This window comes from Phenylobacterium sp. (genome assembly GCF_004297125.1).
Classification (GTDB): Bacteria; Pseudomonadota; Alphaproteobacteria; order Caulobacterales; family Caulobacteraceae; genus Phenylobacterium.
In genome coordinates this window covers 54,409-77,463 of sequence record NZ_SCVD01000014.1, presented here as the reverse complement: position 1 = coordinate 77,463, position 23,055 = coordinate 54,409, and the positions used below count along the sequence as shown (strand labels likewise).

Sequence of the window (23,055 nt, the reverse complement as noted above, 5' to 3'; positions counted from 1 at the left end):
CATCAGGCCTTCTCCGAACCGCGTTCGTCGGCACGCCTCAGTATCTCGAGGAATTCTTCGGGGACATCCTCGTTCACCACCTCATCGAACATCTGACGCAGGCGTACGCCAATCGCCTGCTGCCGCAGGCGGGCTTCATCAAGAGCTGCGGAGGCCTTGCGGCGCTCCGTGGTTGGACGCTGTTCGATCATCTCGTCGGCGCTCCGCTCGCGCGGAGTCCGCCCCCTCTCGTGTTCCTTGCGATCGCTCAACGCCCTCGTCCCAGTTCGGGTTCCCACACGGCGGCGACCAAGATGCTGAAAACCGATCAATAAGGGAACCGGTTCCCAGCGGTGACGTTTTCAGCACATCATGGGGTCCGGTCGGGGTATATGCTCCTCGTCGCGGGCTGCCGTGTTCGAACTGCAATACGGGAGGGGTCACCCTTGAGTCTTCTAGCCCGACTGGCGCCGCATCTTCCCTATGTGCGCCGATACGCGCGCGCTCTTACCGGCGACCAGACCACTGGCGACAACTATGTGCGCGTGGCCCTTGAAGCCCTGGCTGCGGGCGAGCGTACGCTCGCCGACAACATGACGCCGCGGGTCGCGCTCTATCACGTCTTCCACGCTATCTGGTGCAGCTCGGGCGCCCAGCTGGAAGGGCCGGCCGACGACGACACCGGCATGGACGACGCCACCCGCCGGTTGATGCGCATCGCCCCGCGTTCGCGCCAGGCGTTCCTGCTCACCGCGCTGGAGGGCTTCACGCCCACGGAGGCGGCGCAGATCCTGGGCGCCGACTTCAGCGAAGTCGAACGCCTGATCTCCGAGGCCCAGGCCGAGATCGACGCCGAGCTGGCCACCGACGTCCTGATCATCGAGGACGAGCCGGTGATCGCCGCCGACATCGAGGCCCTGGTCACCGAACTGGGCCACTCGGTGGTCGACATCGCCGCGACCCGCACCGAGGCCGTGGACGCGGTCGCCCGAAAGACGCCCGGCCTGGTGCTGGCCGATATCCAGCTGGCCGACGGCTCCTCCGGTATCGACGCCGTGAAGGACATCCTCCAGCGCTACGACGTGCCGGTGATCTTCATCACCGCCTTCCCGGAACGCCTGCTGACCGGTGAGCGTCCCGAGCCCACCTTCCTGATCACCAAGCCCTTCCAGCCCGAGACGGTGAAGGCCGCCATCGGCCAGGCGCTGTTCTTCCACCCCCGCCGGCAGAACAAGCAGGCCGCCTGATCGGCGGCGAGGCCCGAACAGAGAAGGGCGCCGCTGCAGAAGCGGCGCCCTTTTCGTTTGCGGCCAAGCCGTGAAGGCTACGGGTTCTGCGGGTTCGGAGGCGGCGGCTCCGGCGCGCCAAAGCCCCGACCATCGACGGTCTCCTGCGCGGCGCCGGCCGGACCCTCGTCGGCCGACTTCCAGGTCCAGGCGGCGAACATGCCCAAGGCGGCCAGCAGGGTGCCGAACACCAGCACCCAGAATATGTGGCGGCCCCAGCGGCCCTGGCGCGCGCGGGTGGCGTTGAGGACCGGCCTCTCGGTCTCGCGGGACGACATGGATCGGTCTCCTTACTCGGATGGGAAATAGCTGAACGGGCCCGTGCGGGCCGTTTGGTCGCCGGCGGACGGCGCGGTGATCGCGCCCAGAAGGCCGCCTGCCAGCGCCAGGCCGATGAAAGCGGCCGCTGCTACCAGCCGCCAGCGGGCGGCCTGATCCCGCGCGTTCGGGCTCCGGGTGAGCCTCAGACCGGTTGTGGCGGTGAAGGAACTGCGCATGGAAGACGGCCTTTCCTGACGGCAGTCGGACTAACGCACACGGTCAAGCCGACGTTCCCCGCTGAGGCCCGGCGGGGCGTTCCGCATTTCTTGGAAAAATTTTCGGCGCCTCTCGGAACGGTTGTCAGACGTCCGTGTTTTATGTGTGCGGAGGCGGCGACGCCCCCCCCGACTTGAGGCTGGCGAGCATGCCAGTCTGCCGTCTCCGCACCCCTTTTCTCGATGATGCACACCTGGGCGGGCCTGAAGGTCCGCCCTTCTCTTTGTGCGCCTGGCGGCGGGTCCGTCCTTCGCCGGGGCGTGCGAAGATGGGCGACGCGCGGCTCGCGCCTATTTCGGCGGTCCCAGCTTCAAGGTGATGTCGGCGCGGCGGCGGACCGGCTGGATCTTGCCATCTGAAGTGAGCGACCCGGCCTGGCCGACGGCGGAGAGATCGAACTCGGCCGCAGGCAGGCCGGCCCGCATCAGCGCGTCCGTGACCGAGGCGGCGCGCGCCTTGGAAAGCTCCAGGTTAGCGGCCGGATCGCCGGCCGCATCGGCCAGACCCATGACCCGCACGGCGTCGATCCGGCAGCGCTTGGCCTGCGCCGCCTGGGTCGAGATCACCCTGCGGCCCTCGGGCGTCAGCTGGGCGGCGTCTGGCTCGAAGTAGATCGGGATGGTCACATCCTGGCAGGTGGCCGGCGCGCGCACGATGGCGTCACGGGCGCTCCTCATGCTGGAGCAGCCGGTCAGGCCCACCGCCAGCGCCAAGCCGGTCACGATGGCGGTCTTCATGTTCAGCCCCTCCAGATGTGCAACCGAAAGGGGCGGCCGAAGGAAGTCCGGCCGCCCCTTTCATATTCCGGTGTCGGCGTCCGCGTCAGCGCGGCGTGCCGTTTTCCCAGTAATACCGGCCGGTGCCCGAGTCGTAGTAGTAATAGCGACCCGCGCGCTCGTCGTAGTACTGGCGACGGTTCGGCGTGTCCTTGCCGCAGCCGCCTTCGTCCCGGCAACCCTTCACGGCGCCGACGGTGCCGCCGACGGCCGCACCGACCGCAGCGCCTGTGCCCACGCCGACATCGCCCGAGATCGCGCCGATCGCCGCGCCGCCAAGCGCGCCGAGAGCGGCGCCGCCGAGGGCGCTGCGTTCCGTGTGGCCGGAGGAGGTGCAGGCGGAGGCCAGCAGGCCGGCGCCGGCGATAGCGATAAGAGGCTTCAACATTCGAATGGCTCTCCTTTGGGGTGTCCCCGGCGCGCCCGCCCGCGGGAGGGGCGCCAGATCACTCTGGAGCGCCTCCTCTTCGCCTCGCGGCTGGATGCGCTCCTGGCCGGAAACGCATCGGCACCTCCACAGTTCCGTCCGGAACCAAGGGTGTCGAGCCCCGTTGCAACGAGGGAACACTTCCTGGAGACAAAAGCCGTGACCTCCTACAGCGACCGCGACACCGAGCGCAGCGACCTGCGGCAGGCCTATGAGCTGGGCCGTCAGGACGCCAAGAAGCAGCGCCGCCGCCACCCGATCCTGATGACCTTCACGATAATCGCCGCGGCCGTGGGCCTGATCGTCATGGCCCTGGCTGCGGTCAACGGCTCGTTCGGCGGCGCCGGGACCGTAGTGGATCAGAACCTTGCCACGGCGGCCGACCAGGCCGAACCTGTGGTCCGCGGCGCCGCCGACCAGGCCGGTCAGGCCGTGCGCGACGCGACAACGACCGACAGGACCCAGACGCCTGCCACAAGCCGATAGCGACGCCGCCGTCCGCCCCCGCCTCGGCAAGGTCGAGGTCGTCGCCAACGTCGCCTCTGGCAGCGTTGGCCCGACCGCGCCTGACGAGATCGCCAAGGTGCTCGCCGAGTTCGGAGTGACCGCCAAGGTCCACGCCGCGCAGCCCGGTGACCTGATCGCCCGCCTCAAGGCCAGCGTGGACGCTGCCCCTGACCTCCTGATTGTACTCGCGGGCGACGGCACAGCGCGCGCGGCGGCGGAGCTGTGCGGGCCCGACGGGCCGATGATGGCCCCCCTGCCCGGCGGGACCATGAACATGCTGCCCCACGCCGTGTACGGGACCCGGCCCTGGCCGGAGGCCCTGCGCCTGGCGCTGACGGAGGGCCGGCCCCGGAACCTGGGGGGCGGCTGCATCGAGGGCCACCGTTTCCTGGTCGCGGCGATCCTGGGCTCTCCCGCTCTCCTGGCCCCGGCCCGCGAGGCGGCGCGCAGCGGCAAACCGAAACTGGCCTTCCTGCGCGCCAAGCGGGCCTTCACGCGCGCCTTCACCGGGCGGCTGCGCTATTCGCTCGACGGCGGCCAGCGCGAGAAGGCCGAGGCCCTGGTGCTGATGTGCCCGATGGCGTCCAAGGTGATGCACGCCGAGGACGGCCGGCTGGAGGCCGCCGCCCTCGACCCCAAAGGGGCCGGCGAGATCCTGCGGCTGGGCATCAACGCCATGGTCCGCGACTGGCGCCTGGATCCAGCGGTCGATGACCGGTTCTGCAAGATCGCCCGGGTCTGGTCGGCGCAGGGCATCCCCGCGATCCTGGACGGCGAGACGGTGAAGCTGCCCAGCCTGATCGACGTACGCTACGATCCCAAGGTCTGCCGCGTCCTCGCCCCGCCGAAGGACGAGCGGTGAAGATCCGGCTGGCCCACCTCTCGGACATCCATTTCGGCGGCGAGAACAAGGACGCTGTGGCCGCGGCCGGCGAGCGCATCCGGGCCGGCGGCTTCGACCTCACTATCGTGTCCGGCGACCTGACGCAGTTCGCCGAGGTCCCCGAGTTCGAGGCGAGCGTCGAATGGCTGAACAGCCTGCCGGAGCCGCGGCTGGTGACGCCGGGCAATCACGACGCCCCCTATATCGCCTGGGCCGAGCGGATCTTCGCCCCCTTCCGCCGCTTCGAGCGCCATATCGGGCCGGCCTCGGCGCAGACCTGGCGCCAGGGCGGCGTGGCCGTGCGCGGCGTCAATACGGCCCGCGGCGCCCAGCCCCGGCTCAACTGGTCGAAGGGCCAGATCGCCGCGCGCCAGGCTCGAGCGGCCGCCGAATGGTTCGAGCCCGCCGACCAGCTGCGAATCGTTGTCGTCCACCACCCGTTGGTCGAGATGATGGGCGGACCGATGACGGCGCGCGTCTGGGGTGGGGAGAAGGCGGCCGAGACGTTCGCGGCGGCCAGGGTGGACCTGGTGCTCTCCGGACACATCCACGCACCCTTCGCCTGGCCCTATCCGCATCGGGACGGGCGGACCTATGCAGTCGGGGCCGGCACGCTGTCGGTGCGCGAGCGGGGCGTTCCGCCCGGCTACAACGAGGTCGAGGTCGAGGACGGCTGCATTCGCGTGACCGCCCTCGCCTGGAAGGGCTCGCACTACGAGCCCTATCGGACCTGGGCGCTGGATCGGCGCGCAGGCTAGGTGGACGTCAGTTACAGCGGTCCGGGACCGACGCCGCGGCCACGCACCAGGTGCATGACCAGCGAGACGACGAACAGGACCAGGAAGACGAAAAACAGGATCTTGGCGATCCCCATTGCGGCTCCGGCCACCGAAGTGAAGCCGAGCACGCCCGCAATCAGGGCGACCACCAGGAAGGTCAGGGCCCAACCGAGCATGTCACAATCTCCGTTCGCAGGGTAAGCTCCCTGCGGCGAAGGCAACGCTCCGGGGCCGCTGCCGTTCCGCCTACTTGGGCGGCTTGGGCGAGCTGTTGCCGGCCAGGAACGCACTGACCAGCGCGGTGACCATGGCCGGATTGCGGACCATCACGGTGACCGCCACCGCCGCGGCGCCCACGGCGACGAGCGGATGCTCCTTGGCCATCGCCACCACCTTGTCGATCGGCGAGGCCGGCGGCGGCGGGATCCCAGCCCCAGCCTTGGGAGCCGCCTTGCGGGTCGCGATCCAGGCGACAGCCACCGCCACCACGGCGAACGCCGCCGCGACCACGGCCGCACCGCCGGCCGGGCCGATATACGCGCGCGCCACTGCGTAGAGGGCGAACGAGCCCGCCACCACGCACACGGCCGCGGCCGCCGCCACCGCGGCCAGCGCGGCGGCAAGGCTCAGGATCCGCGGGAGGTTCAACGCTTGGAGGCGAGCAGCATGCCGATCAGCACGCCGATGCCCAGAGCCGCGCCGGTGGCGGCCAGGGGGCGGGCGCGGATCTGTTCGCTGGCGAGGCGGCTGGCCTCGTCCAACTGCTCGCCGGCCACGTCGGCGTAGACCCGGGACTGGGCGCGCACCTGTTCCAGCGCCTGCTGGACGGTGGCCTCAATCCGCTTGGCGGCGTCGGCGATCGCCTTCTGGGCGTCGGCGGTGATCTTGGCGGCGGTGTCGTTGGCCGCGTCGGCCACGTCTTCGGTCGTCAGTTGGCCGGACTTGGGCGGCATGGGTCGTCTCCCAACGGGGTGCGCTCCTTGCAGGAGCTGAGCTATCGAGCGGCGCAACATAGGTCGTTATCCGGAACGCCGCAAAGGTCCGGTGGACGGCAACGAAAGTTTGCGCTGTTGATGGTCGCCTCCGGCCGCAGGCTTGCCTATGTTGGATTCATGACGCGCGAGTTGGGACGCAGCTCTGACCGCGAGCGTCTGGAGCTAGCCCTCCAGGTCGCGGGCCTTGGCGAGTTCGAATGGGATCTGTCGCGCGGTGCGCTGACCGTCTCGGATCGGATGGCCGCCATCACCGGCTTGCCGGCCGGAGAGGTCGTGGACGACGTCGGCGGCCTGTTGGCCCGGCACGCGCATCCCGACGACGTCGAGGCCTTCATCGCGCAGCGGGACGCGTCGCTGAAGGCGGCCGACACGTTCGATATCCGGTTCCGGTTCATCCGGCCGACCGACCAGCGGCTGATCTGGCTGCGGCTGGCAGGCGTCATCGTCCGCGACACGGCCGGAGCGCCGCTGCGGCTGACCGGCATCGTCGAGGACGTCAGCCTCGCCCACCTCGAGGACGACCAGCGCCAGCAGCTCATGTCCGAGCTGGACCACCGGGTGAAGAACGTGTTGGCCGCCGTCCAGGCCCTGGCTCAGCAGACGGCCAAGCGCACCACGTCGCTGGACGCCTTCCTGCAGACCTTCGGCGGCCGGCTGAAGGCCATGGCGAGCGCGAACGAGCTGCTCACCGCCGCCCGCTGGCGCGGCGCCGCCATCGACCACCTGGCGGCGGCCGAGCTGGGGGCCATCGCCCCGGGCCAGACCAGCTGGGAAGGCCCCGACCTCTTCCTCACCCCGCGCGCCGCCAACGCCCTGTCGCTGGCCCTGCACGAGCTGGCCACCAACGCGGTCAAGTTCGGCGCCCTGTCGGTGGAGTCCGGCCACGTCCGGCTGAACTGGACCACGCGGACCGGCGGCGGCTTCGAGCTGACCTGGACCGAGAGCGGCGGCCCCACCGTCTCCGCGCCGGCCCGCCAGGGCTTCGGCTCCACCCTCTTGAGCCAGGTCACCGGCCGCGAGCTGAACGGCGACACCACGGTCCAGTACCGCCCCGCCGGTGTCACCGTGCGCCTGCGCGCCGGCCCGCAGGCCATGGCCGACCGGCCCGACATCATGCCCGAGGCCCCCGTCGCCCGGGTCACCGAGACGGTCCCCACCTCCCGCGGCCCCGCCAGCCTGAGGGGCGCCCGGGTGCTGATCGTCGAGGACGCCGTCCTGCTGGCCCTGGAACTGGAAACCGGCCTGTCCGAGGCCGGCGCCACGGTGATCGGCCCGGCCTATGAGCTGGAGGAGGCCATGGCGCTGCTGGACCAGCCGATCGACGCCGCGGTGCTCGACGCCAACCTCAACGGCCGCTCCGTGACCCCGGTCGCCGAGGCGCTGCACCAGCGCCAGGTCCCCTTCGTCTTCGCCACCGGCTACGGCGAGACTGGCGGCGCCCCTGGTGGTTTCGAGGCTCCGGTTATCAGAAAGCCATATGACGTCACACAGGTCGCCGCAGCCGTTGCGGAACTGCTGAATCGTTAGCCATTTCCGTTAGCTATGCTGTGCGACGCGCCGTCGCGCGGCAGGATCGCACTGGGACAAGTCGCCACCTCTGCAAGGGCCGGCCGCCCGCCTATCTGACCCCTCGAGAGCTCGCGGCGCCAAGCCGCGGGGGCCAGACCGGTGGCCAGGGGAGTTCGCCCGGAACCAGGCGACCCAGCTCTCGACGCTCGGTCCGCGGCATAGGTCGCGGGCCGGCGGACCCTGCCTAGATTACACCCGCGGACTTCAGTTCCGCCAACTTGTTCGCCGGCACCCCCGCCAGGCCGGTCAGCACCTCGGCCGTATGCCGCCCCAGCTCCGGCCCCGGCCAGCGCACCCGGCCCGGCGTGGCCGACAGCTTGGGGAAGGCGTTCTGCATCCGGACCGGCCCGAACACCGGGTGGTCCACCGAGACGATCGCCTCGCGGGCCTTGAACTGCGGATCCTCCAGCATGTCCGGCGCGCGATAGACCCGGCTGGCGGGGATGCCCTTGGCCTCCAGCAGCGCCAGCAGGTCGTCCAGCACGAAGGTCGAGGTCCAGTCGGCGACGATGCCGTCCAGCTCGTGCTGGTGGGCGCCGCGGCTGGCGTGGTCCACGAACTTCGGGTCGTCCTTCAGCTCCGGCCGGCCCATGGCCTCGGTCAGCCGCGCATAGACGTTGTCGCCGTTGCCGCCGATCAGGATCAGCTCGCCGTTGGCGCAGGGATAGGCGTTGGACGGCGCGATCCCCGGCAGCACCGAGCCCGACCGCTCGCGCACATAGCCGGTCAGGTCGTATTCGGTGACCAGGTTCTCCATCACCGCCAGCACGCTCTCGTAGAGCGCCGCGTCGATCACCTGGCCCTTGCCGGTCTTCGACCTGTGGTGCAGCGCCATCAGTATCCCCATGACCGAGTGCATGGCCGCCAGGCTGTCGCCGATCGAGATCCCGGCCCGCGCCGGCGCCCGGTCGGGCTCGCCGGTCACATAGCGCAGGCCCCCCATCGCCTCGCCGATCAGGCCGTAGCCCGCCCGCTGCGCATAGGGCCCGGTCTGCCCGAAGCCCGACACGCGGGCCATGATCAGCCCCGGGTTCGCCGCCGACAGGGCCTCGTAGCCCAGGCCCCACTTCTCCATGGCGCCCGGCCGGAAGTTCTCGATGACGATGTCGGCCTTGGCGATCAGCGCCTTGGCGATCGCTTGCCCCTCGGGCTTGCGCAGGTCCAGCCCCACCGACTTCTTGTTGCGCCCGATCACCGGCCACCAGGGCGACAGCCCCTTGGGCAGGCTGCGCCCCCACTGGCGCATCGGGTCCCCCACCCTGGGGTCCTCGATCTTGATCACCTCGGCCCCGAAGTCCCCCAGGATCTGGCCGCAGAACGGCCCGGCGATCAGGGTGCCCATCTCGATGACGGTGAGGCCGGCCAGCGGGCCCTGGGGTTCGGATGCGTCGCTCATGGCTCTCGCTTAGCCCAGCCGGGCCCGCAGCGTAAGCCGGGTGACGCTGGGTCAGAGCGTCAATTTTGTTGTCGGTCCCGCGTCTCCGGCGGCGCCGGGGACGCGGGCGCCGCCGCCGCCATGGCCCTCAGCTCCCGGATCCGGCGCTCGTACAGCTCGGCCAGGGCGCGGGGGTCCGAGGTCGGGTCGCGCACCCGCCGCCAGGCCGTCTCGCTGGCCCGCACCGCCGCGGGGTCGGCGCCGGCCGCCAGGGCCCGGCCATAGGCGTCGCGCGCCTCCTGCCGCAGCAGGTTGAGGGCCAGGTCGTTGCAGAGCAGGCGATCGGCCGGGGTGGGCGGCGTGGCGCAAGGGTCGGCCCGCCGCGGCCGCGGCTCGGGGACGGCCTTGGGCGCGGGGGCGGCCGTGGCCAGGGTCGTTGGTTTCGGCGATGGCGTGGGGGTCTCGGAGGCGGGCGGCTCGCGGGCGGATGGCTCGGCCGGCCGTTGCGGCTCCGGCGTCCGGACGGCGACCGCGGCAGGCGCCGGCGCCGGCGCGGCCACGTTGCGGAGGGTCATCGCCCGGGGCGCGGGCCCGGCCGCGCCCTCGCGGCCCGGCCAGCCGCCCGGCCATCCCGGCGCCCCGACCAGGCCCCAGGCCGTCGCCCCGCCCGCCGCCAGCGCCACGGCCGCAGCCAGGCCCACCGGCCACCGCCGCGCGGGCGGCGGGCGCCGGCCGCTCAGCTCGAACGGCAGCGGCGGCTCGGCCTGCACCACGATGGGCCCCGGCTCGTCGTCATCGTCGTCGGAAGGGGGGATCGGCCGCGGCGCCGCCGTGGCGGTCTCGCCGCCGCCCGCCCGCCCCGCCAGCTCGGCCCGGAACCGCTCGGCCAGCCCCGCCTGGCCCCGCGCCTCGGCGGCCGCCAGCAACCGCCGGAGCTCGGCCCCGCTCATCCGGGACAGGTCGATCCGCAGCATGGCGCTTCCCCGCCTCCACGCCCCATGCCCAGCCGAACGGGAGGGTGGGCAAGGTCGCGGTGGATGGCAAGCGGGGGTGTGGGGGGACGGAAGCGATTAGAGGACCGATCCTGACTCCAAGGCGAAGTTCGGAAGGTCCGCCATCGGGCCGGCGCCGGGACCTAAACCGACACGAGCGCCTAACTCGCTTCCTCGGTACGCGAGGAACCGTCAGCCATCAGGACGGCGACATAGGGCTTTTCCCATTCGTCCAGGCAACGAGCGAAAAGCACGCAGCCGTCATGTTCGCTTTCGGGCAGCGTCTCCGCCATCAGTTGCTCGCTGTTGGCCTTCAGATTGGCGCGATGCTCTTCGGGAAATACGTAAAACACCACCTTCGCCTTCCGCTTCGAGGGCGGTTGGACGACCACCGAATTGATGTGCTTCGGATCCCTGAAATTCTTGCGGACCATCCAACGCAGCTTGTTCACGCCGCTTTCGATCTTCCGCTGTTCGGCAGGGTCGGCGGAGCTCAGCAGGTGGAGGCCAGCCATCGTCCAGCCTGTCGGCCGCCGTTCCGTCAGGCGATCGATGATCGCGCGATAGTACGGTTGGACCCTGGCTTTTGGCTTCGGGAGTTGGATGCCGGCGTCGCGGGATTCGTAGTAGCGATCGATCGGCGTTGACATGCCCGAAGGGGAAAATACGCCCGCGTGGCCTTCAAGGCCGGCGAGATTGAAGCCCGTGTCGAGATAGAGTCCCAGGAAATCCAGCTCATCGCCCAGAAGGTCGAACGCCTTCTGAAAGTAGCTCCGCTCGCTGAGATAGTGGGCGACCAGCAGTGGGCTATCTAAAATATCGACAATGCATTCGAGGTCGGCCAGCAGGATGGTTGGCGCAAGATGGTGATCATTCGGAACCCATCCCACGGCCTTGAAGTCGGCTTCGGCCGAACTGAGCACCGAGAAGTCATCCAGGGTCAGTGAAAACCGGATGATCCGATCCACCTTCACCGGGTCGATCCCCAGCGTCTTCATGACCGCGCCGGCCGCTTCGTCCCCCGCCTTCGCCGCTTCGATGAAAGCTCCGAGGCGCGCCGACTGCAAGGACGGATCGACAATCAAATCCTGCACGTGTCTTTTCATGCGCGCAGGCGCGCCCCGCAGCGCCTCCGGCGTCAGGCGATGTGACTTCGCCTCGGCAATGATGACGATGCGATCAAGCACGACGAGGGCATCGGTCTCTCCCTGTTCGCCTGCAATCTCCCACTTCACCCCGGGCGTGACTGCCGCGCCTGGCAGCGCCCTGGTCAGGATTTCCTCAAGTTTGCTTTCGAGGTAGCGAGCGCGGCGGCGCTCCAGTTGGACGGTCAGGCCCGCCCTCTCTGCGAGGCCTCGAACGACGGCGTTGATGTGGCTTTGCACCACCTGAGGGATGGCGAAGAAGAACCGGTCGCCGAGATCGATGCCGGGAGCCGTCCAGATCGGGTTCGAGAGGAAGAGGAAGTCAGGATTCGCTCCTGCGAGGTCACCGGGCGGGCGTGAGACCGCCCTTAGAACCTTCTCGACAACATTGGGCGTGCGTTCGGCCAACGGGGCGATTTCATCGGGTGTGAAGGTTGCTCGATCCGCCAGCCGGAGATCGAAATGCTGCATGATGAAGCTCATCACGCCATCGCGGCTCACGCCTGGCGGGAAGGTCGCGATGAGTCCCTCCGGGTCGCCTTTCAGCTCAGGGACGTACTTATAGTAGAGGCGAACCATCTGGGTGATGGTCTTGCCCCGCAGTACCTTGGCGAGCGTGGTCGAGTGCTCACTGCTCCGCTTTTCATGCTCCTTTACCACCACCGCCATGACGTCGATGAGATCGGAAATGCCGAAGCCGAGCTTCTCGACGAACGCAGCGTTGAGTGGTTCGTGCAGCTCCTTCGTGATCCGGTTCACAGCACTGTAGTAGCCCCAGTTCCGAACGGCTTGGGTGTGAAGGCGAATGCTGACCTGGAGTGACGCCAAGGCCTTTGCCGCCTCGTCAGGTTCATCGCCCTCGGCCAGCAGGCGTTGGAAAAGGAACGTGTTCGCCAGCTTTGGGGCCTCGTCGTGCAGGGCCTGCATCACGTCGGCCGTCGGTGGACGTATTCCCCACTCGTCACCGGGGACCGTCATCATGATGGCTTGCAACAGCTCGACGTGGTGTTGCTCGATATCGCGGCTGGGCTTCCTGAACACACCTTCGTCGGTAACGAAGCCCATAAGGCTGTACATCGACATGGACGCGATCATGCCCATGGGGTCGCGGTCGCGGAACAGCTTTCCAAAGCGCTCCAACATCTTCGGGAATTCATCTACGCCTGCCTTGGCGGCCTTCAAGACAGCTTCGTTGAAGGCAGCGTGATCCTCGACCGGCACGCCAAAGGACGACATCTCGACCTTCACCGGCTTGTTGCTGGTCGCCTTGCTTTGCTTTTTCTTGCGGCGGTCCTTCTTGGGCATCGGCCCCTCCCCGCAGCAGTATAGCAGGGGGATGCGCCCTCACGTCGCGATGCCGCCGTGAACTCCGCGCGAATTCGGGGACAGGTTATCCCGCACCTCGCACGTGGGGATGGGGACACGTCAACCTGTCCCGATCTTCCTGTCGACTGCCCTGTTCACGCAGTTCTTTGCGGAACCTGTGACTAAGACCGCCTGACCGGCGAGCATGCGAGATGCTCCCGGGCCGGCACGACCTTGCCGGTGAACCGGCGACGGGTAGAGGCCGCAAACGGCCGCGCACAACTAGGTGACGGCGAATGTCTGCTCGCCAACCCGACGCGGACTTCTGCTGTTGGCGCAGCCCTCACCCTAGGCGGAGGCGCGGCTCGTTTCCGGGGCAGGCGGGGGCTCGTCCCGACGCCGCCAAAGGGTGGGACGTGAACGTTGGTGTAAGAAGGCTAGTGGTCCACCTCGCCGGGATAACGATGTGCAGCGCGGTAGAGGCGCTTGCCGTCCGGCATGATCACATAAAACAGTAGGACGCTTTTCGAGCCGTCCTTGTTTGGATGCGCGACCACGGTGATGGGGTCGCCCATCTTAAACGTGTTCTGCTTCCAACCGCCCGTCGTCATGATGCTCAGGCTAGACGCCTCAATGTTCCACGTTCCGACGGTTGACCTGTCTTTCGCGTTCGCGCCGACCGTCACGACAATACTGCTGTGCGGGTTTTGCCAGCGGTAGGCTTTGACTGCCCCCCTGTATGTAATGTTGCGGGTGACATCGAACATCTCGCGCGAATGGTGCGCGTGGGTGGCGCCGCCCAGTAGGGTGAATACAAGGGCGACCGATGCAATCCGCTTCATGGTCGGAGCTCCCCATCAATCCGGCTCGGCGGGACTCCCATAGATCTCTAAGGGGGAGAAGCGAAGTTGGTGTTGAGCCGATAAGCAGACTCCGTGTTGAATCCGCGAAGGTCGAATTCCGGAGCCTGGGCCAAGGTCTCCTCATGGCGCGAGGCGGGCGCGCCGCCGGCTACGCGAACACCTGTTTGCTGAAGAGGACGTCGACCTTCCGGACATGGGCCGGCTGCGCCAGCAGGCGGTTCATCCGTTCGACATCGCGGAAAATGTCCCCGCCTCCCCCGGCCACGTGGGCGTCGCGCCCGGCGATATTCGGGAAGACCTCGAAGATGGCGAAGGTGGTCGGCGACTGCTGTACAGCGTACCAAGGACCGGTCGCTGGTTCACTCTCCACGCAGGCCAGGATGTCCTTCAGCATCTGAAGGACCTCGGTTTCAAGGCAGGGACGAGCCTCGATCAGGATGTAGAAGGCCTTGCGGCCCTCATCGCCATCGTCGCCGGTCATGACGACGCCGCGATGCTGCTGAACGGCCTGCGAGGTCATTGAAGCTTCCGTTTCATCAGTGAGCCCCTCCGGGGCGGGCCGCCGAGGACCCCTTCCAGTATCTCCCGATCGCCACAGGCCAGGTTGCCCGGTTGTGCGGTAACCTTGCCTAAAACTCCGGGACGCTTGACGCTCACGGGCCTTTCGGTACCGAGATCTCGATGACCCAACAGCTGCGAGACGCCGTCAGCCGCTACACCGAGGCCAATGCCGGCGCGGAGGGCATCGCCCCTACGGGCGTCAAGGGCATGACCCTCGTTCGCACCACCGCCGTGCGCGAGCTGCAATACGCCATCCAGCGCCCGCTCATCTGCCTGGTCGTGCAGGGGGCCAAGCAGGTGACGGTGGGAAACGAGACCCTGGCGTTCAGCGCCGGCGACTCCATGCTGCTCACCGCCGACGCGCCGACGGTCAGCCAGATCACCCAGGCGAGCGGTCCTGCGCCATATTTGTCCTTCGCGCTCCATCTCGATGCGGCGCTGATCGCGGAGCTTTCGGCCGAGATGAGGGCGGTGATCGTGGAAACCGGTTCCGCGCTCCGCCTCCAGCCCACCGACGCCGAAGTGGCCGACACCGCGCTCCGGCTCATCAACCTCCTGGAGCGCCCCGCCGCCATTCCCCTGTTGCAGACCCAGCTGGTGCGCGAGATGCACTATTGGTTGCTGGCGGGGCGCCACGGAGCGGCGATCCGGCAGTTGGGCTTTCCCGACAGCCACGTGCGGCGGATCGGCCGGGCGATCGAGATCATCCGGCAGGATTTCGCGTCGCCCCTGAGCATCGAACGGTTGGCGTCGGCGGCCGGGATGAGCGCATCGACGTTCCACCAACGTTTCAAGGCGGTGACGTCGTTGTCGCCGCTTCAGTTCCAGAAACAGCTCCGCCTGATCGAAGCGCGTCGTTTCATGCTGGCCAAGGGAGCGAGGCCCAGCCGCGCCGCCTACGAAGTCGGCTACGAAAGCGTGCCACAGTTCACCCGAGAGTACCGACGCCTGTTCGGGCTGCCGCCGGGCCGCGAGACCGAAGCGGCGCGACGAGCGATCCAGGCGGCCTGAGAGATCGGGGCCCGCCCGCGCGTGCCGGGAATGTCCGGTTCGGGCGGCTCCTGGCGCATCGCCCACCTCGACCCTCGACCCGCGACCCCCACGTCATTCCCGGACGCACCCCGCCAGAACAACATACCGCCCGCCTCGCCCCCTGCGGTATCCTCCGTCCATGCCGTCCCTCGTCGAGCGCGCCAACCTGCGTGACCGCCAGAAGCTGGAGATCCTGGAGCGGGTGGCCGCCGGGGAGACGGTGAAGGCGGCGTGTGCGCGGCCGGGGATGCCGTGTCCGAAGAGCGTGGACCGGTGGGGGCGGCAGGACCCCGGGTTCCGGGCGGCGCTGGATGTGGCGATGGCCAAGGGGGACTATGCGCTGCGGCTGGCGTTCGACCCGGTGAAGGCCGAGGCGGTGCTGGCGCGGCTGCGGGCCGGGGAGTCGCTGCGGAAGATCGAGCTGGACCCGGCGGCGCCCAGCCGGCGGACGCTGCGGTACTGGCAGTCGATCAGCGGAGCGTTCTGCGCCGAGGTGCATCGGCTGCGCCGGATGCGGCGGGCCGCGCACGGGGCGCGGGTGGGCGAACGGCGGCGGGAACTGTCGATGTGGGACGCCCGGCTGGCCGACCGGGTGCTGTACCAGGTGGGGCGCGGGGTGGCGCTGACACAGCTGCGGGCGGTGAACCCGGCGCTGCCGTCGGCCTACACGGTGCGGAAGTGGCGGCGCGAGCGGCCGGACTTCGACTTCGACCTGCGGGCGAACCTGGCGATGGGGCGCTCGGCGCGTCTGCAGGCGAAGCGGCGCGCGCGCATGGAGCCGGTGTGCTGGGCGATCGTGCAAGGGGCGTCGCTGAACGACCTGGCGGGGCGGGACGGGTTTCCGCATCGGACGACGCTGTACGGCTGGGTGGCGCGCGACCCGGAGATCGCGCGCGAGGTGGCGCGAGCCTGTGAGGAGCGGGTACACTGGTACGCCGACCAGATGTTGGAGATCGCCGAGCGGACGGGGCCGGTGGACCCGGTCGAGGCGGGGCGGCGGATCAAGCGCGTGGAGGCGCGGCTGGGGCGGCTCTGGCAGCGGCCGGGGAAGCGCTGGCGTGATGGATGATCTGGCGGCCCCTGCTCCTCCCCCTATGGATGAGGAGAGGGCCTGGGCCGCCCGGCTTTCCGTGACGTAAGGACAGTGTGCCCCGGCGTGGGGTTCACATCGCGGCGCGCCGGGCCTAAACGCGGCGCATGGCCGAGTATGTGTTCGCTCCTCCGTCGCTTCCCGTCGTGCCCGTCGAGGGCGAGGGGGGTGAAGCCCTGGGCGGGTTTCCGGTCCGCCGCATCCTGTGCGTGGGGCGCAACTATGCGGCCCACCGGCGCGAGATGGGGGGCGACGACCGCGAGCCGCCGTTCTTCTTCTCCAAGCCCGCCGACGCGGTGGTCCCGCCGGGGCGCGACCCCGCCTATCCGCCGCGCACCGCCAACCTGCACCACGAGATCGAGCTGGTGGTGGCGATCGGGGGGGCCGGCCGCGACCTGGCCGTGGGCGAGGCGCTGGGCGTGGTCTACGGCTATGCGGTGGGCGTGGACCTGACCCGGCGCGACCTGCAGAGCGCGGCCAAGGACAAGGGCCAGCCGTGGGACGCGTCCAAGGGCTTCGACGACAGCGCGCCGATCTCGGCGATCCGCCGCTGGCGCGGGCCGGCGCCCCAGGGCCGCATCGCGCTGTCGGTGAACGGGACGGTGAAGCAGGAGGCCACGGCGGCCGACATGATCTGGAACGTGGCCGAGATCGTCTCGGAGGCGTCGAAGCTGTGGGCGCTGGCGCCCGGCGACCTGATCTATACGGGCACGCCCGAGGGCGTGGGGCCGCTGGCCAAGGGCGACCGGGTCGAGGGCGAGGTCGAGGGCGTGGGTTCGCTCAGCTTCGTGGTGGCCTGAGCATGGCCTGGACCCTGCATTCCGCCTGGCGGGCGACGGCGCCCTATCGGGTGCGCATCGGCCTGCAGCTCAAGGGCTGCGCGTACGGCTATCACGCCATCGACCTGATCGCCGGCCAGCAGCGCGAGCCCGAGTACCGGGCGGTGAACCCGCAGGGGCTGACCCCGGCGCTGGACCTGGGGGACGGCACGGTGCTGGCCCAGAGCCTGGCGATCCTGGAGTGGCTGGAGGAGACCCGGCCGCAGCCGCCGATCCTGCCGCGGGCGGCGCTGGACCGGGCGGTGGTGCGGCGGATGGCGGGGATCATCGCCTGCGACATCCACCCGCTGAACAACACCCGCGTGGGCCGCAAGCTCCGGCAGATGGGCGTGGAGCCGGCGGCGATCACCGAGTGGATCCACGGCTGGATCCGCGACGGCTTCGACGCGCTGGAGCCGCTGGTGGAGACCTACGGCGGGCAGTATGCGTTCGGCGACACGCCGACCATCGCCGACTGCTGCCTCGTGCCCCAGGTCTATTCGGCGCGGCGGTTCGAGCTGGACGTGACGCCATGGCCGAAGCTGGTCGCCGCCGCCGACCGGGCCGCGGAGCATCCCGCCTTCGTCGCCGCCCATCCCAACCAGCAGCCGGACGCGAAACCTCTCTGATGCCCAAGACCCTGGACGATCTGAAGGCCAAGAACCGCGCCTGGGCGGCGGGCAAGGTCGCGGTGGACCCCGGCTTCTTCAAGCGGCTGGAGGACCAGCAGGCGCCCGAGTACCTGTGGATCGGCTGTTCCGACAGCCGGGTGCCGGCCAACGAGATCGTGGGCCTCGATCCCGGCGAGCTGTTCGTACACCGCAACGTGGCCAACCTGGCCCCGCCGCAGGACGCCAACTACCTGTCGGTGCTGCAGTTCGCGGTGGACGTGATCAAGGTGAAGCACATCCTGGTGGTGGGCCACTATGGCTGCGGCGGGGTGGCGGCGGCGGTGGACGGCCAGCGGCGGGGGCTGGTGGACCACTGGCTGCACCCGATCCGCGAGGTCCACCACGAGCACCGCCACGAGCTGGAGGCCCTGCCGGGCGAGAAGGCCAAGTGGGACCGGCTGGTGGAGCTGAACGTCATCCGCCAGGTGCGCAACGTGGCCTCGGACGTCTTCGTCCAGGACGCCTGGCGCCGCGGCCAGCCGCTGAGCGTGCATGGCTGGGTCTATACGCTGGGGACGGGCATCGTCACCGACCTGGACGTCACCGTCATGGGTCCCGAGGACCTGGCCGAATACGCGGATTGACCTGCCGCCCCGCGGGGCCTCTCCTCCGGCCAGCGGCGGTGCGAACCGCCAACGGAAACGACCAGGAACGCCTGATGAAACTGAAGCTCATGGCCGCGGCCGCCGCGGCCGTCCTGATGTGCGCGCACCCCGCCACGGCCCAACCTACCGCCGCTGACGCCAAGGCCTTCGTGGAGAACGCCGAGGCCCAGCTCGACACGGCCAACGCCTTCGCCAACCGCGCCCAGTGGGTGCGGGCCAACTTCATCACCGAGGACACCCAGTGGCTGGAGGCCAAGGCCAACGCCGAGCAGAACGCGCTGGTGACCCGGCTGGCCACCGAGGCGGCGAGGTTCAACGGCGTGCAGGCCGACCCGGTGACGGCGCGCAAGCTGAAGCTGCTGAAGCTGTACCTGGTGTCGCCCGCGCCCAACCGGCCCGGCGCGGCCGAGGAGCTGGCCGGCCTGGTGACCAAGCTGGACAGCACCTATTCGTCGGGCAAGTTCCTGTTCAAGGGCAAGCCGATCACGCTCAACGACGCCGAGGAGGTGATGGCCAAGAGCCGCGACCCGGCCGAGCTGAAGGCCGCCTGGGAGGGCTGGCACGGCGTGGCGAGCGTGATGAAGCCGGACTACGCCAAGTTCGCCGCGCTCTCCAACGAGGGCGCCAAGGGGCTGGGGTTCAAGGACACCGGCGCGCTGTGGCGCTCGAACTACGACATGGACCCCGACGCCTTCGCCGCCGAGACCGACCGGCTGTGGACGCAGGTGGAGCCGTTCTACAAGAACCTGCACTGCTACGTGCGCGCCCGGCTGAACGAGAAGTACGGCGACGCGGTGCAGCCCAGGACCGGCCCGATCCGCGCGGACCTGCTGGGCAATATGTGGGCCCAGCAGTGGGGCAACATCTACGACATCGTCCAGCCGAAGACGGCGGCCTCCAGCTACAGCCTGGACAAGCTGCTCGAGGCGAAGGGCTACGACCCGGTCAAGATGGTGAAAACCGGCGAGGGCTTCTATTCGTCGCTGGGCTACGCGCCGCTGCCGCAGACCTTCTGGGAGCGCTCGCTGATCACCCGGCCCCGCGACCGCGAGGTGGTCTGCCACGCCTCGGCCTGGGACCTGGACGACAAGAACGACATCCGCATCAAGATGTGTACGAAGGTGGACGCCGACGACTTCCAGACCGTCCACCACGAGCTGGGCCACAACTACTACCAGCGCGCCTACCAGAACCAGCCGACGCTGTTCCGCAACGGGGCGAACGACGGGTTCCACGAGGCCATCGGGGACTTCGCGGCGCTGTCGGCCTCGACGCCCACGTACCTGAACCAGATCGGCCTGCTGGGCGCCGTGCCGGGGACGGAGGAGGACATCCCGTTCCTGCTGAAGATGGCGCTCGACAAGATCGCCTTCCTGCCGTTCGGCCTGCTGGTCGACCGCTGGCGCTGGGAGGTGTTTTCGGGCGAGGTGGGGCCGGACAAGTACAACGACGCCTGGTGGGCGCTGCGCCTGAAGTACCAGGGGCTGGCCCCGCCCGCCGCGCGTCCGGCCGACGCCTTCGATCCGGGAGCGAAATACCACGTCCCGGGCAACACGCCGTACACCCGCTACTTCCTGGCCCACATCTACCAGTTCCAGTTCCACCGGGCCGCCTGCGCCCAGGCCGGCTGGAAGGGCCCGCTGCACCGCTGCTCGGTCTATGGCCAGAAGGCCGTGGGCGAGAAGTTCAACAAGATGATGGAGCTGGGCCAGTCGCAGCCCTGGCCGCAGACCCTGGCGGTGTTCTCCGGCGAGACGCGGACCGACGCGAGCGCCGTGGCCGAGTACTTCAAGCCGCTGGATGCGTGGCTGAAGGTCCAGAACAAGGGCCAGCAGTGCGGGTGGTAGGCGGCAGATGCGCAGTGCTCCTCTCCCCGCTTGCGGGGAGAGGAGGTTAAGCCAGCTTGATCTCGCGCAGGCGTTCCTGGAGGTACTCGTGGGCGGTGATCGGCTCCGGGTAGCGGTTCGGGTGCTCGGCGTCGATCGAGCCCGGCAGGGTCTCGATCAGGTAGTCCGAGTTGAAGTGCAGGAAGAATGGGGTCGAGTAGCGCGGGAAGCCGCGGCGCTCGGGGGCCGGGTTCACGACGCGGTGGGTGGTGGACGGCAGGCGGTGGTTGCACAGCCGCTGCAGCATGTCGCCGATATTGCAGACCAGGCTGCCGGCCGGCGGGTTGATGGCGATCCAGCGGCCGTCGTGATCCTTGACCTCAAGGCCCGCCTCTTCGGCGCCGAGCAGCAAGGTGATGACGTTGATGTCCTCGTGCGCCCCGGCGCGGATGTGCGGCCCGTCCTTGGGCACCGGCGGATAGTGCAGCAGGCGCAGGATCGAATTGCCGAAGTCGACGGTCGGATCGAAGAAGTGGCGGTCGAGGCCCAGGTAGGTCGCGATCGCCTCCAGCACCTTCAGGCCCATCTCGTCGAGCGCGTTGTAGAGCCAGCTCACCTTGGCCTTGAACTCAGGCAGCTCGGCGTCGGGCCAGACGTTGTCCGGCATGTGGTCGCGGAACCGGTGGCCGGGCGGCAGGTCGCGGCCGACATGCCAGAATTCCTTTAGGTCGTGGTGCGTCGCGCCCTTGGCGGTCTCGATCCCGAACGGCGTGTAGCCCCGCTGGCCGGACACCGGCAGCTTGTACTTGCGCTTGGTCTCCTCGGGGAGGGCGAAGAACAGCTTCATCTGCTCGATCGCCGCATCGACCTTGTCCTGCGGCATGCCGTGGTCGGCGATCACCGCGAAGCCCCAGCGGGCGTAGCTGTCGCCCAGCTTCTGGGTGAAGGCGGGAAAGTCCTTCGCGTAGAGGTCGAAGGAGACGGGCTCGATTTTGTCCTGGAGGTCGAGGGCTTGGCTCATCGGGCCTCAATACACCCAGAGCCGCAGCCTCGCCAATTCGCCCGCGTCAGCTGGCCTCGCGCAGAGCTTTGGCCTTGCCGTCGTTGTCGGCCTCCTCGGCCTCCTCCTTTTTCAGGCGGCGCATCTCCGCCGAGAGCAGGTTCTCCATGGTCGCGCGGCTGTCGCGGACCGCCATGGCGTAGCGCTCCTCCTCGCCGTAGACCGGCGCCAGCTTGTTGAAGAGCGCGAGGTCGTGTTCCCGGAACAGGCTGACCGCCTTGGCCGCCCGGCGGTCGGAGAACCCCAGGCGCAGGAGCGCCTTCTTGCCGAACACCAGCGCGCTCTCGAAGGTCTCGCGCACCACCTCGTCGCCGCCCACGCGGACCAGCTCGTAGGCGTGCCGGCGGTCGAAGGCGCGGGCGATGATCGTCAGGTTCGGGAAGTATTCGGTGGCGGCCTTCACCAGCTCGACCGCCTTGTCCTTGTCGTCGATGGCGACGAGCAGAAGTTTGGCCTTGTCGGCGCCGGCGGCGCGCAGCAGGTCCAGGCGCGTGGCGTCGCCGTAGTGAACCCGCCAGCCGAAGCGGCGGATGGTGTCGATCTGCTCGATGGACGATTCCAGCATCGTCACCTTGAAGTCGGCCGCGGTCAGCAGGCGGGTGGCGATCTGGCCGAAGCGGCCGAAGCCGGCGACGATCGCGTCGGGGGCGCCGTCGTCGAAGGGCAGCTGCTCGGGCTCGGCCAGCACGCCCGCGCGGTTCAGGACGAACCTCTCGTAGAGCGCGAAGGCGATGGGAGTCAGCGCCATGGAAAGGGCCACCACGGCGGTGGCCAGCGCGGCCTGTTCGGCGGGCAGGACGTTGGCGGTCACCACGAAGGCGATCAGGACGAAGGCGAACTCGCCGCCCTGGGCCAGGGACACGGCGACGGTCGCGGCGTCCCTGCGGCCACGGCGGAACGCCAGGCCGACGCCCCACATGGCCAGGAACTTCACCGCCATCAGGCCGACGGTCAGCGAGATCACCAGCACCGGCCGCGCCGCGATCAGGCCGAAGTTCAGGCCCGCGCCGACGGTGATGAAGAACAGGCCCAGCAGAAGGCCGCGGAACGGCTCGATGTCGGTCTCCAGCTCGCGGCGGAATTCGCTCTCGGCCAGCACCACTCCGGCCAGGAAGGCGCCCAGGGCCGGCGACAGGCCCACCAGCTCCATCAGCGCCGCCACGCCCACCACCAGCAGCAGGGCCGAGGCCGTGAAGATCTCGCGCAGGCGGGCGGCGGCGATGAAGCGGAACATCGGCCGGGTCAGGTAACGGCCGCCGACGACCACGCCGACCACGGCGCCGAAGGTGGCCAGGATCCGCACCCATTCCGGCTGGCCAGCCAGCACGCTGGCGCCATGGCCCGCGGCCTCGACGGCGCCCGCCTGGTGGCCGATGGCCAGCAACGGCAGGAAGGCGAACAGAGGGATCACCGCCAGGTCCTGGAACAGCAGCACCCCGAAGGCGGCCTGGCCGACGGGACCCTGCCTGAGGCCCTTCTCTTCCAGGCTTTGCAGCACGATGGCGGTGGAGGAGAGGGCAAGGATCAGGCCCACGGCCGTCGCGACCCGCCAGTCGACGCCTAAACCGAGGGCGACGGCGCCTATCACAGCGGCGCTGGCCAGCATCTGCGCCATGCCCAGGCCGAAGATCGACGTGCGCATTTCCCACAGCAGGGCGGGGCGAACCTCAAGCCCGATCAGGAACAGCAGGATGACGACGCCGAACTCGCCGAACCGCATCACGTCGCCCTGCTCGCCCACCAGATCCAGGACGAACGGCCCCACCAGCGCGCCGGCGATCAGGTAGCCCAGCACCGAGCCCAGCCCCAGCCGCTTGGCGATCGGGACGGAGATCACGCCCGCGGCGAGATAGACGAGGGCCTGGATCAGGAACGAGTCGGCGTGCATCGGGGCTCCAGTCTAGCCATGACACGTGGGTGTGGCGCGCAAATCATCAATCGATGAATTTTATCGCGGCCCAGTTCTCAACAGCG

26 protein-coding genes are annotated in these 23,055 nt (G+C 69.2%); 11 read left to right on the top strand and 15 right to left on the bottom strand.

The features are described 5' to 3' along the window. Positions 1–2: 2 nt before the first annotated feature. Complete coding sequence (nepR, locus tag EPO51_RS07190) at positions 3–251, bottom strand: anti-sigma T factor NepR (RefSeq protein ID WP_293347963.1); 249 nt, start codon at positions 249–251, stop codon at positions 3–5. Between the two features lie 174 nt (positions 252–425). Between nepR and phyR the strand changes: the two genes are divergently transcribed. Next, on the top strand, positions 426–1,226 hold the full coding sequence (gene phyR, locus EPO51_RS07185) for an anti-anti sigma factor/receiver protein PhyR (protein WP_293347960.1): 801 nt from the start codon (positions 426–428) through the stop codon (positions 1,224–1,226). A gap of 77 nt (positions 1,227–1,303) precedes the next feature. Here the strand turns inward: phyR and EPO51_RS07180 are convergent, their stop codons facing one another. From EPO51_RS07180 to EPO51_RS07165, 4 genes are all read right to left on the bottom strand, one after another. Beyond that, positions 1,304–1,543: a hypothetical protein gene (locus tag EPO51_RS07180; RefSeq protein ID WP_293347957.1), complete on the bottom strand. Its 240-nt coding sequence runs from the start codon at positions 1,541–1,543 to the stop codon at positions 1,304–1,306. Positions 1,544–1,555: 12 nt separating this feature from the next. After that, entirely contained in the window at positions 1,556–1,762 is a 207-nt protein-coding gene (locus tag EPO51_RS07175; protein ID WP_293347954.1) for a hypothetical protein, read from the bottom strand. Between the two features lie 330 nt (positions 1,763–2,092). Next, complete coding sequence (locus tag EPO51_RS07170; RefSeq protein WP_293347951.1) at positions 2,093–2,539, bottom strand: OmpA family protein; 447 nt, start codon at positions 2,537–2,539, stop codon at positions 2,093–2,095. An 85-nt stretch (positions 2,540–2,624) separates the two neighbouring features. Then, positions 2,625–2,966 carry a YMGG-like glycine zipper-containing protein gene (locus tag EPO51_RS07165; protein WP_293347948.1) on the bottom strand — a complete coding sequence of 114 codons (342 nt, stop codon included), beginning with the start codon at positions 2,964–2,966 and terminating at the stop codon, positions 2,625–2,627. Between the two features lie 198 nt (positions 2,967–3,164). Between EPO51_RS07165 and EPO51_RS07160 the strand changes: the two genes are divergently transcribed. The 3 genes from EPO51_RS07160 to EPO51_RS07150 are packed head-to-tail and all read left to right on the top strand — an operon-like array spanning position 3,165 to position 5,153. Further along, the gene (locus EPO51_RS07160) at positions 3,165–3,491 is read left to right on the top strand and encodes a hypothetical protein (RefSeq protein ID WP_293347945.1); all 327 of its coding nucleotides are present in this window, start codon (positions 3,165–3,167) and stop codon (positions 3,489–3,491) included. Next, positions 3,475–4,374, top strand: coding sequence for a diacylglycerol/lipid kinase family protein (locus EPO51_RS07155; RefSeq protein ID WP_293348142.1), 900 nt, complete (start codon positions 3,475–3,477; stop codon positions 4,372–4,374). Before EPO51_RS07160 ends, EPO51_RS07155 begins: the two co-directional genes overlap by 17 nt. After that, the gene (locus EPO51_RS07150) at positions 4,371–5,153 is read left to right on the top strand and encodes a metallophosphoesterase family protein (RefSeq protein WP_363200269.1); all 783 of its coding nucleotides are present in this window, start codon (positions 4,371–4,373) and stop codon (positions 5,151–5,153) included. The genes EPO51_RS07155 and EPO51_RS07150 overlap by 4 nt, the downstream gene beginning before the upstream one ends. 11 nt (positions 5,154–5,164) lie before the next feature. On the opposite strand, the gene EPO51_RS07145 is transcribed toward EPO51_RS07150, so the two are convergent. The 3 genes from EPO51_RS07145 to EPO51_RS07135 all read right to left on the bottom strand — a co-directional run bounded on the left by EPO51_RS07145 (position 5,165) and on the right by EPO51_RS07135 (position 6,127). Continuing rightward, a complete protein-coding gene (locus EPO51_RS07145; protein WP_068877826.1) occupies positions 5,165–5,350 on the bottom strand; it encodes a DUF1328 domain-containing protein in 186 nt (61 codons plus the stop codon). Positions 5,351–5,420: 70 nt separating this feature from the next. After that, positions 5,421–5,822 (bottom strand): hypothetical protein, encoded by a 402-nt coding sequence (locus tag EPO51_RS07140; RefSeq protein WP_293347938.1) that lies wholly within the window; start codon positions 5,820–5,822, stop codon positions 5,421–5,423. Next, a complete protein-coding gene (locus EPO51_RS07135) occupies positions 5,819–6,127 on the bottom strand; it encodes a glycine zipper domain-containing protein (protein WP_293347935.1) in 309 nt (102 codons plus the stop codon). Before EPO51_RS07135 ends, EPO51_RS07140 begins: the two co-directional genes overlap by 4 nt. A 159-nt stretch (positions 6,128–6,286) precedes the next feature. Here EPO51_RS07135 and EPO51_RS07130 point away from each other — a divergent pair, with 159 nt between their 5' ends. Then, positions 6,287–7,696: an HWE histidine kinase domain-containing protein gene (locus tag EPO51_RS07130; RefSeq protein ID WP_293347931.1), complete on the top strand. Its 1,410-nt coding sequence runs from the start codon at positions 6,287–6,289 to the stop codon at positions 7,694–7,696. Between the two features lie 226 nt (positions 7,697–7,922). Here EPO51_RS07130 and EPO51_RS07125 read toward each other — a convergent pair whose 3' ends face one another. The 5 genes from EPO51_RS07125 to EPO51_RS07105 form a co-directional block, all read right to left on the bottom strand. After that, positions 7,923–9,134 carry a CaiB/BaiF CoA transferase family protein gene (locus EPO51_RS07125; RefSeq protein ID WP_293347928.1) on the bottom strand — a complete coding sequence of 404 codons (1,212 nt, stop codon included), beginning with the start codon at positions 9,132–9,134 and terminating at the stop codon, positions 7,923–7,925. A gap of 59 nt (positions 9,135–9,193) precedes the next feature. Then, positions 9,194–10,087, bottom strand: a complete 894-nt coding sequence (locus EPO51_RS07120; protein WP_293347925.1) for a hypothetical protein — start codon at positions 10,085–10,087, stop codon at positions 9,194–9,196. 179 nt (positions 10,088–10,266) lie between these two features. Further along, positions 10,267–12,555: a hypothetical protein gene (locus EPO51_RS07115; protein ID WP_293347922.1), complete on the bottom strand. Its 2,289-nt coding sequence runs from the start codon at positions 12,553–12,555 to the stop codon at positions 10,267–10,269. 437 nt (positions 12,556–12,992) lie between these two features. After that, on the bottom strand, positions 12,993–13,397 hold the full coding sequence (locus EPO51_RS07110; protein WP_293347919.1) for a DUF6152 family protein: 405 nt from the start codon (positions 13,395–13,397) through the stop codon (positions 12,993–12,995). 169 nt (positions 13,398–13,566) lie between these two features. Further along, positions 13,567–13,938, bottom strand: coding sequence for a putative quinol monooxygenase (locus EPO51_RS07105; protein ID WP_293347916.1), 372 nt, complete (start codon positions 13,936–13,938; stop codon positions 13,567–13,569). 161 nt (positions 13,939–14,099) lie between these two features. Here EPO51_RS07105 and EPO51_RS07100 point away from each other — a divergent pair, with 161 nt between their 5' ends. From EPO51_RS07100 to EPO51_RS07075, 6 genes are all read left to right on the top strand, one after another. After that, positions 14,100–14,990 (top strand): AraC family transcriptional regulator, encoded by an 891-nt coding sequence (locus EPO51_RS07100; protein ID WP_293347913.1) that lies wholly within the window; start codon positions 14,100–14,102, stop codon positions 14,988–14,990. A 160-nt stretch (positions 14,991–15,150) separates the two neighbouring features. Beyond that, positions 15,151–16,080: a terminase small subunit-like protein gene (locus tag EPO51_RS07095; protein ID WP_293347910.1), complete on the top strand. Its 930-nt coding sequence runs from the start codon at positions 15,151–15,153 to the stop codon at positions 16,078–16,080. Between the two features lie 128 nt (positions 16,081–16,208). Then, on the top strand, positions 16,209–16,901 hold the full coding sequence (locus tag EPO51_RS07090; protein ID WP_293347907.1) for a fumarylacetoacetate hydrolase family protein: 693 nt from the start codon (positions 16,209–16,211) through the stop codon (positions 16,899–16,901). A gap of 2 nt (positions 16,902–16,903) precedes the next feature. Then, on the top strand, positions 16,904–17,548 hold the full coding sequence (maiA, locus tag EPO51_RS07085; RefSeq protein WP_293347904.1) for a maleylacetoacetate isomerase: 645 nt from the start codon (positions 16,904–16,906) through the stop codon (positions 17,546–17,548). Next, entirely contained in the window at positions 17,548–18,174 is a 627-nt protein-coding gene (locus EPO51_RS07080) for a carbonic anhydrase (protein ID WP_293347901.1), read from the top strand. The genes maiA and EPO51_RS07080 overlap by 1 nt, the downstream gene beginning before the upstream one ends. Positions 18,175–18,248: 74 nt before the next feature. Next, a complete protein-coding gene (locus EPO51_RS07075) occupies positions 18,249–20,042 on the top strand; it encodes a M2 family metallopeptidase (RefSeq protein ID WP_293347898.1) in 1,794 nt (597 codons plus the stop codon). 46 nt (positions 20,043–20,088) lie between these two features. Here EPO51_RS07075 and EPO51_RS07070 read toward each other — a convergent pair whose 3' ends face one another. Beyond that, positions 20,089–21,042, bottom strand: coding sequence for an isopenicillin N synthase family dioxygenase (locus tag EPO51_RS07070; RefSeq protein WP_293347895.1), 954 nt, complete (start codon positions 21,040–21,042; stop codon positions 20,089–20,091). A gap of 46 nt (positions 21,043–21,088) precedes the next feature. Next, complete coding sequence (locus EPO51_RS07065) at positions 21,089–22,969, bottom strand: monovalent cation:proton antiporter-2 (CPA2) family protein (protein ID WP_293347892.1); 1,881 nt, start codon at positions 22,967–22,969, stop codon at positions 21,089–21,091. Positions 22,970–23,055 lie beyond the last annotated feature (86 nt).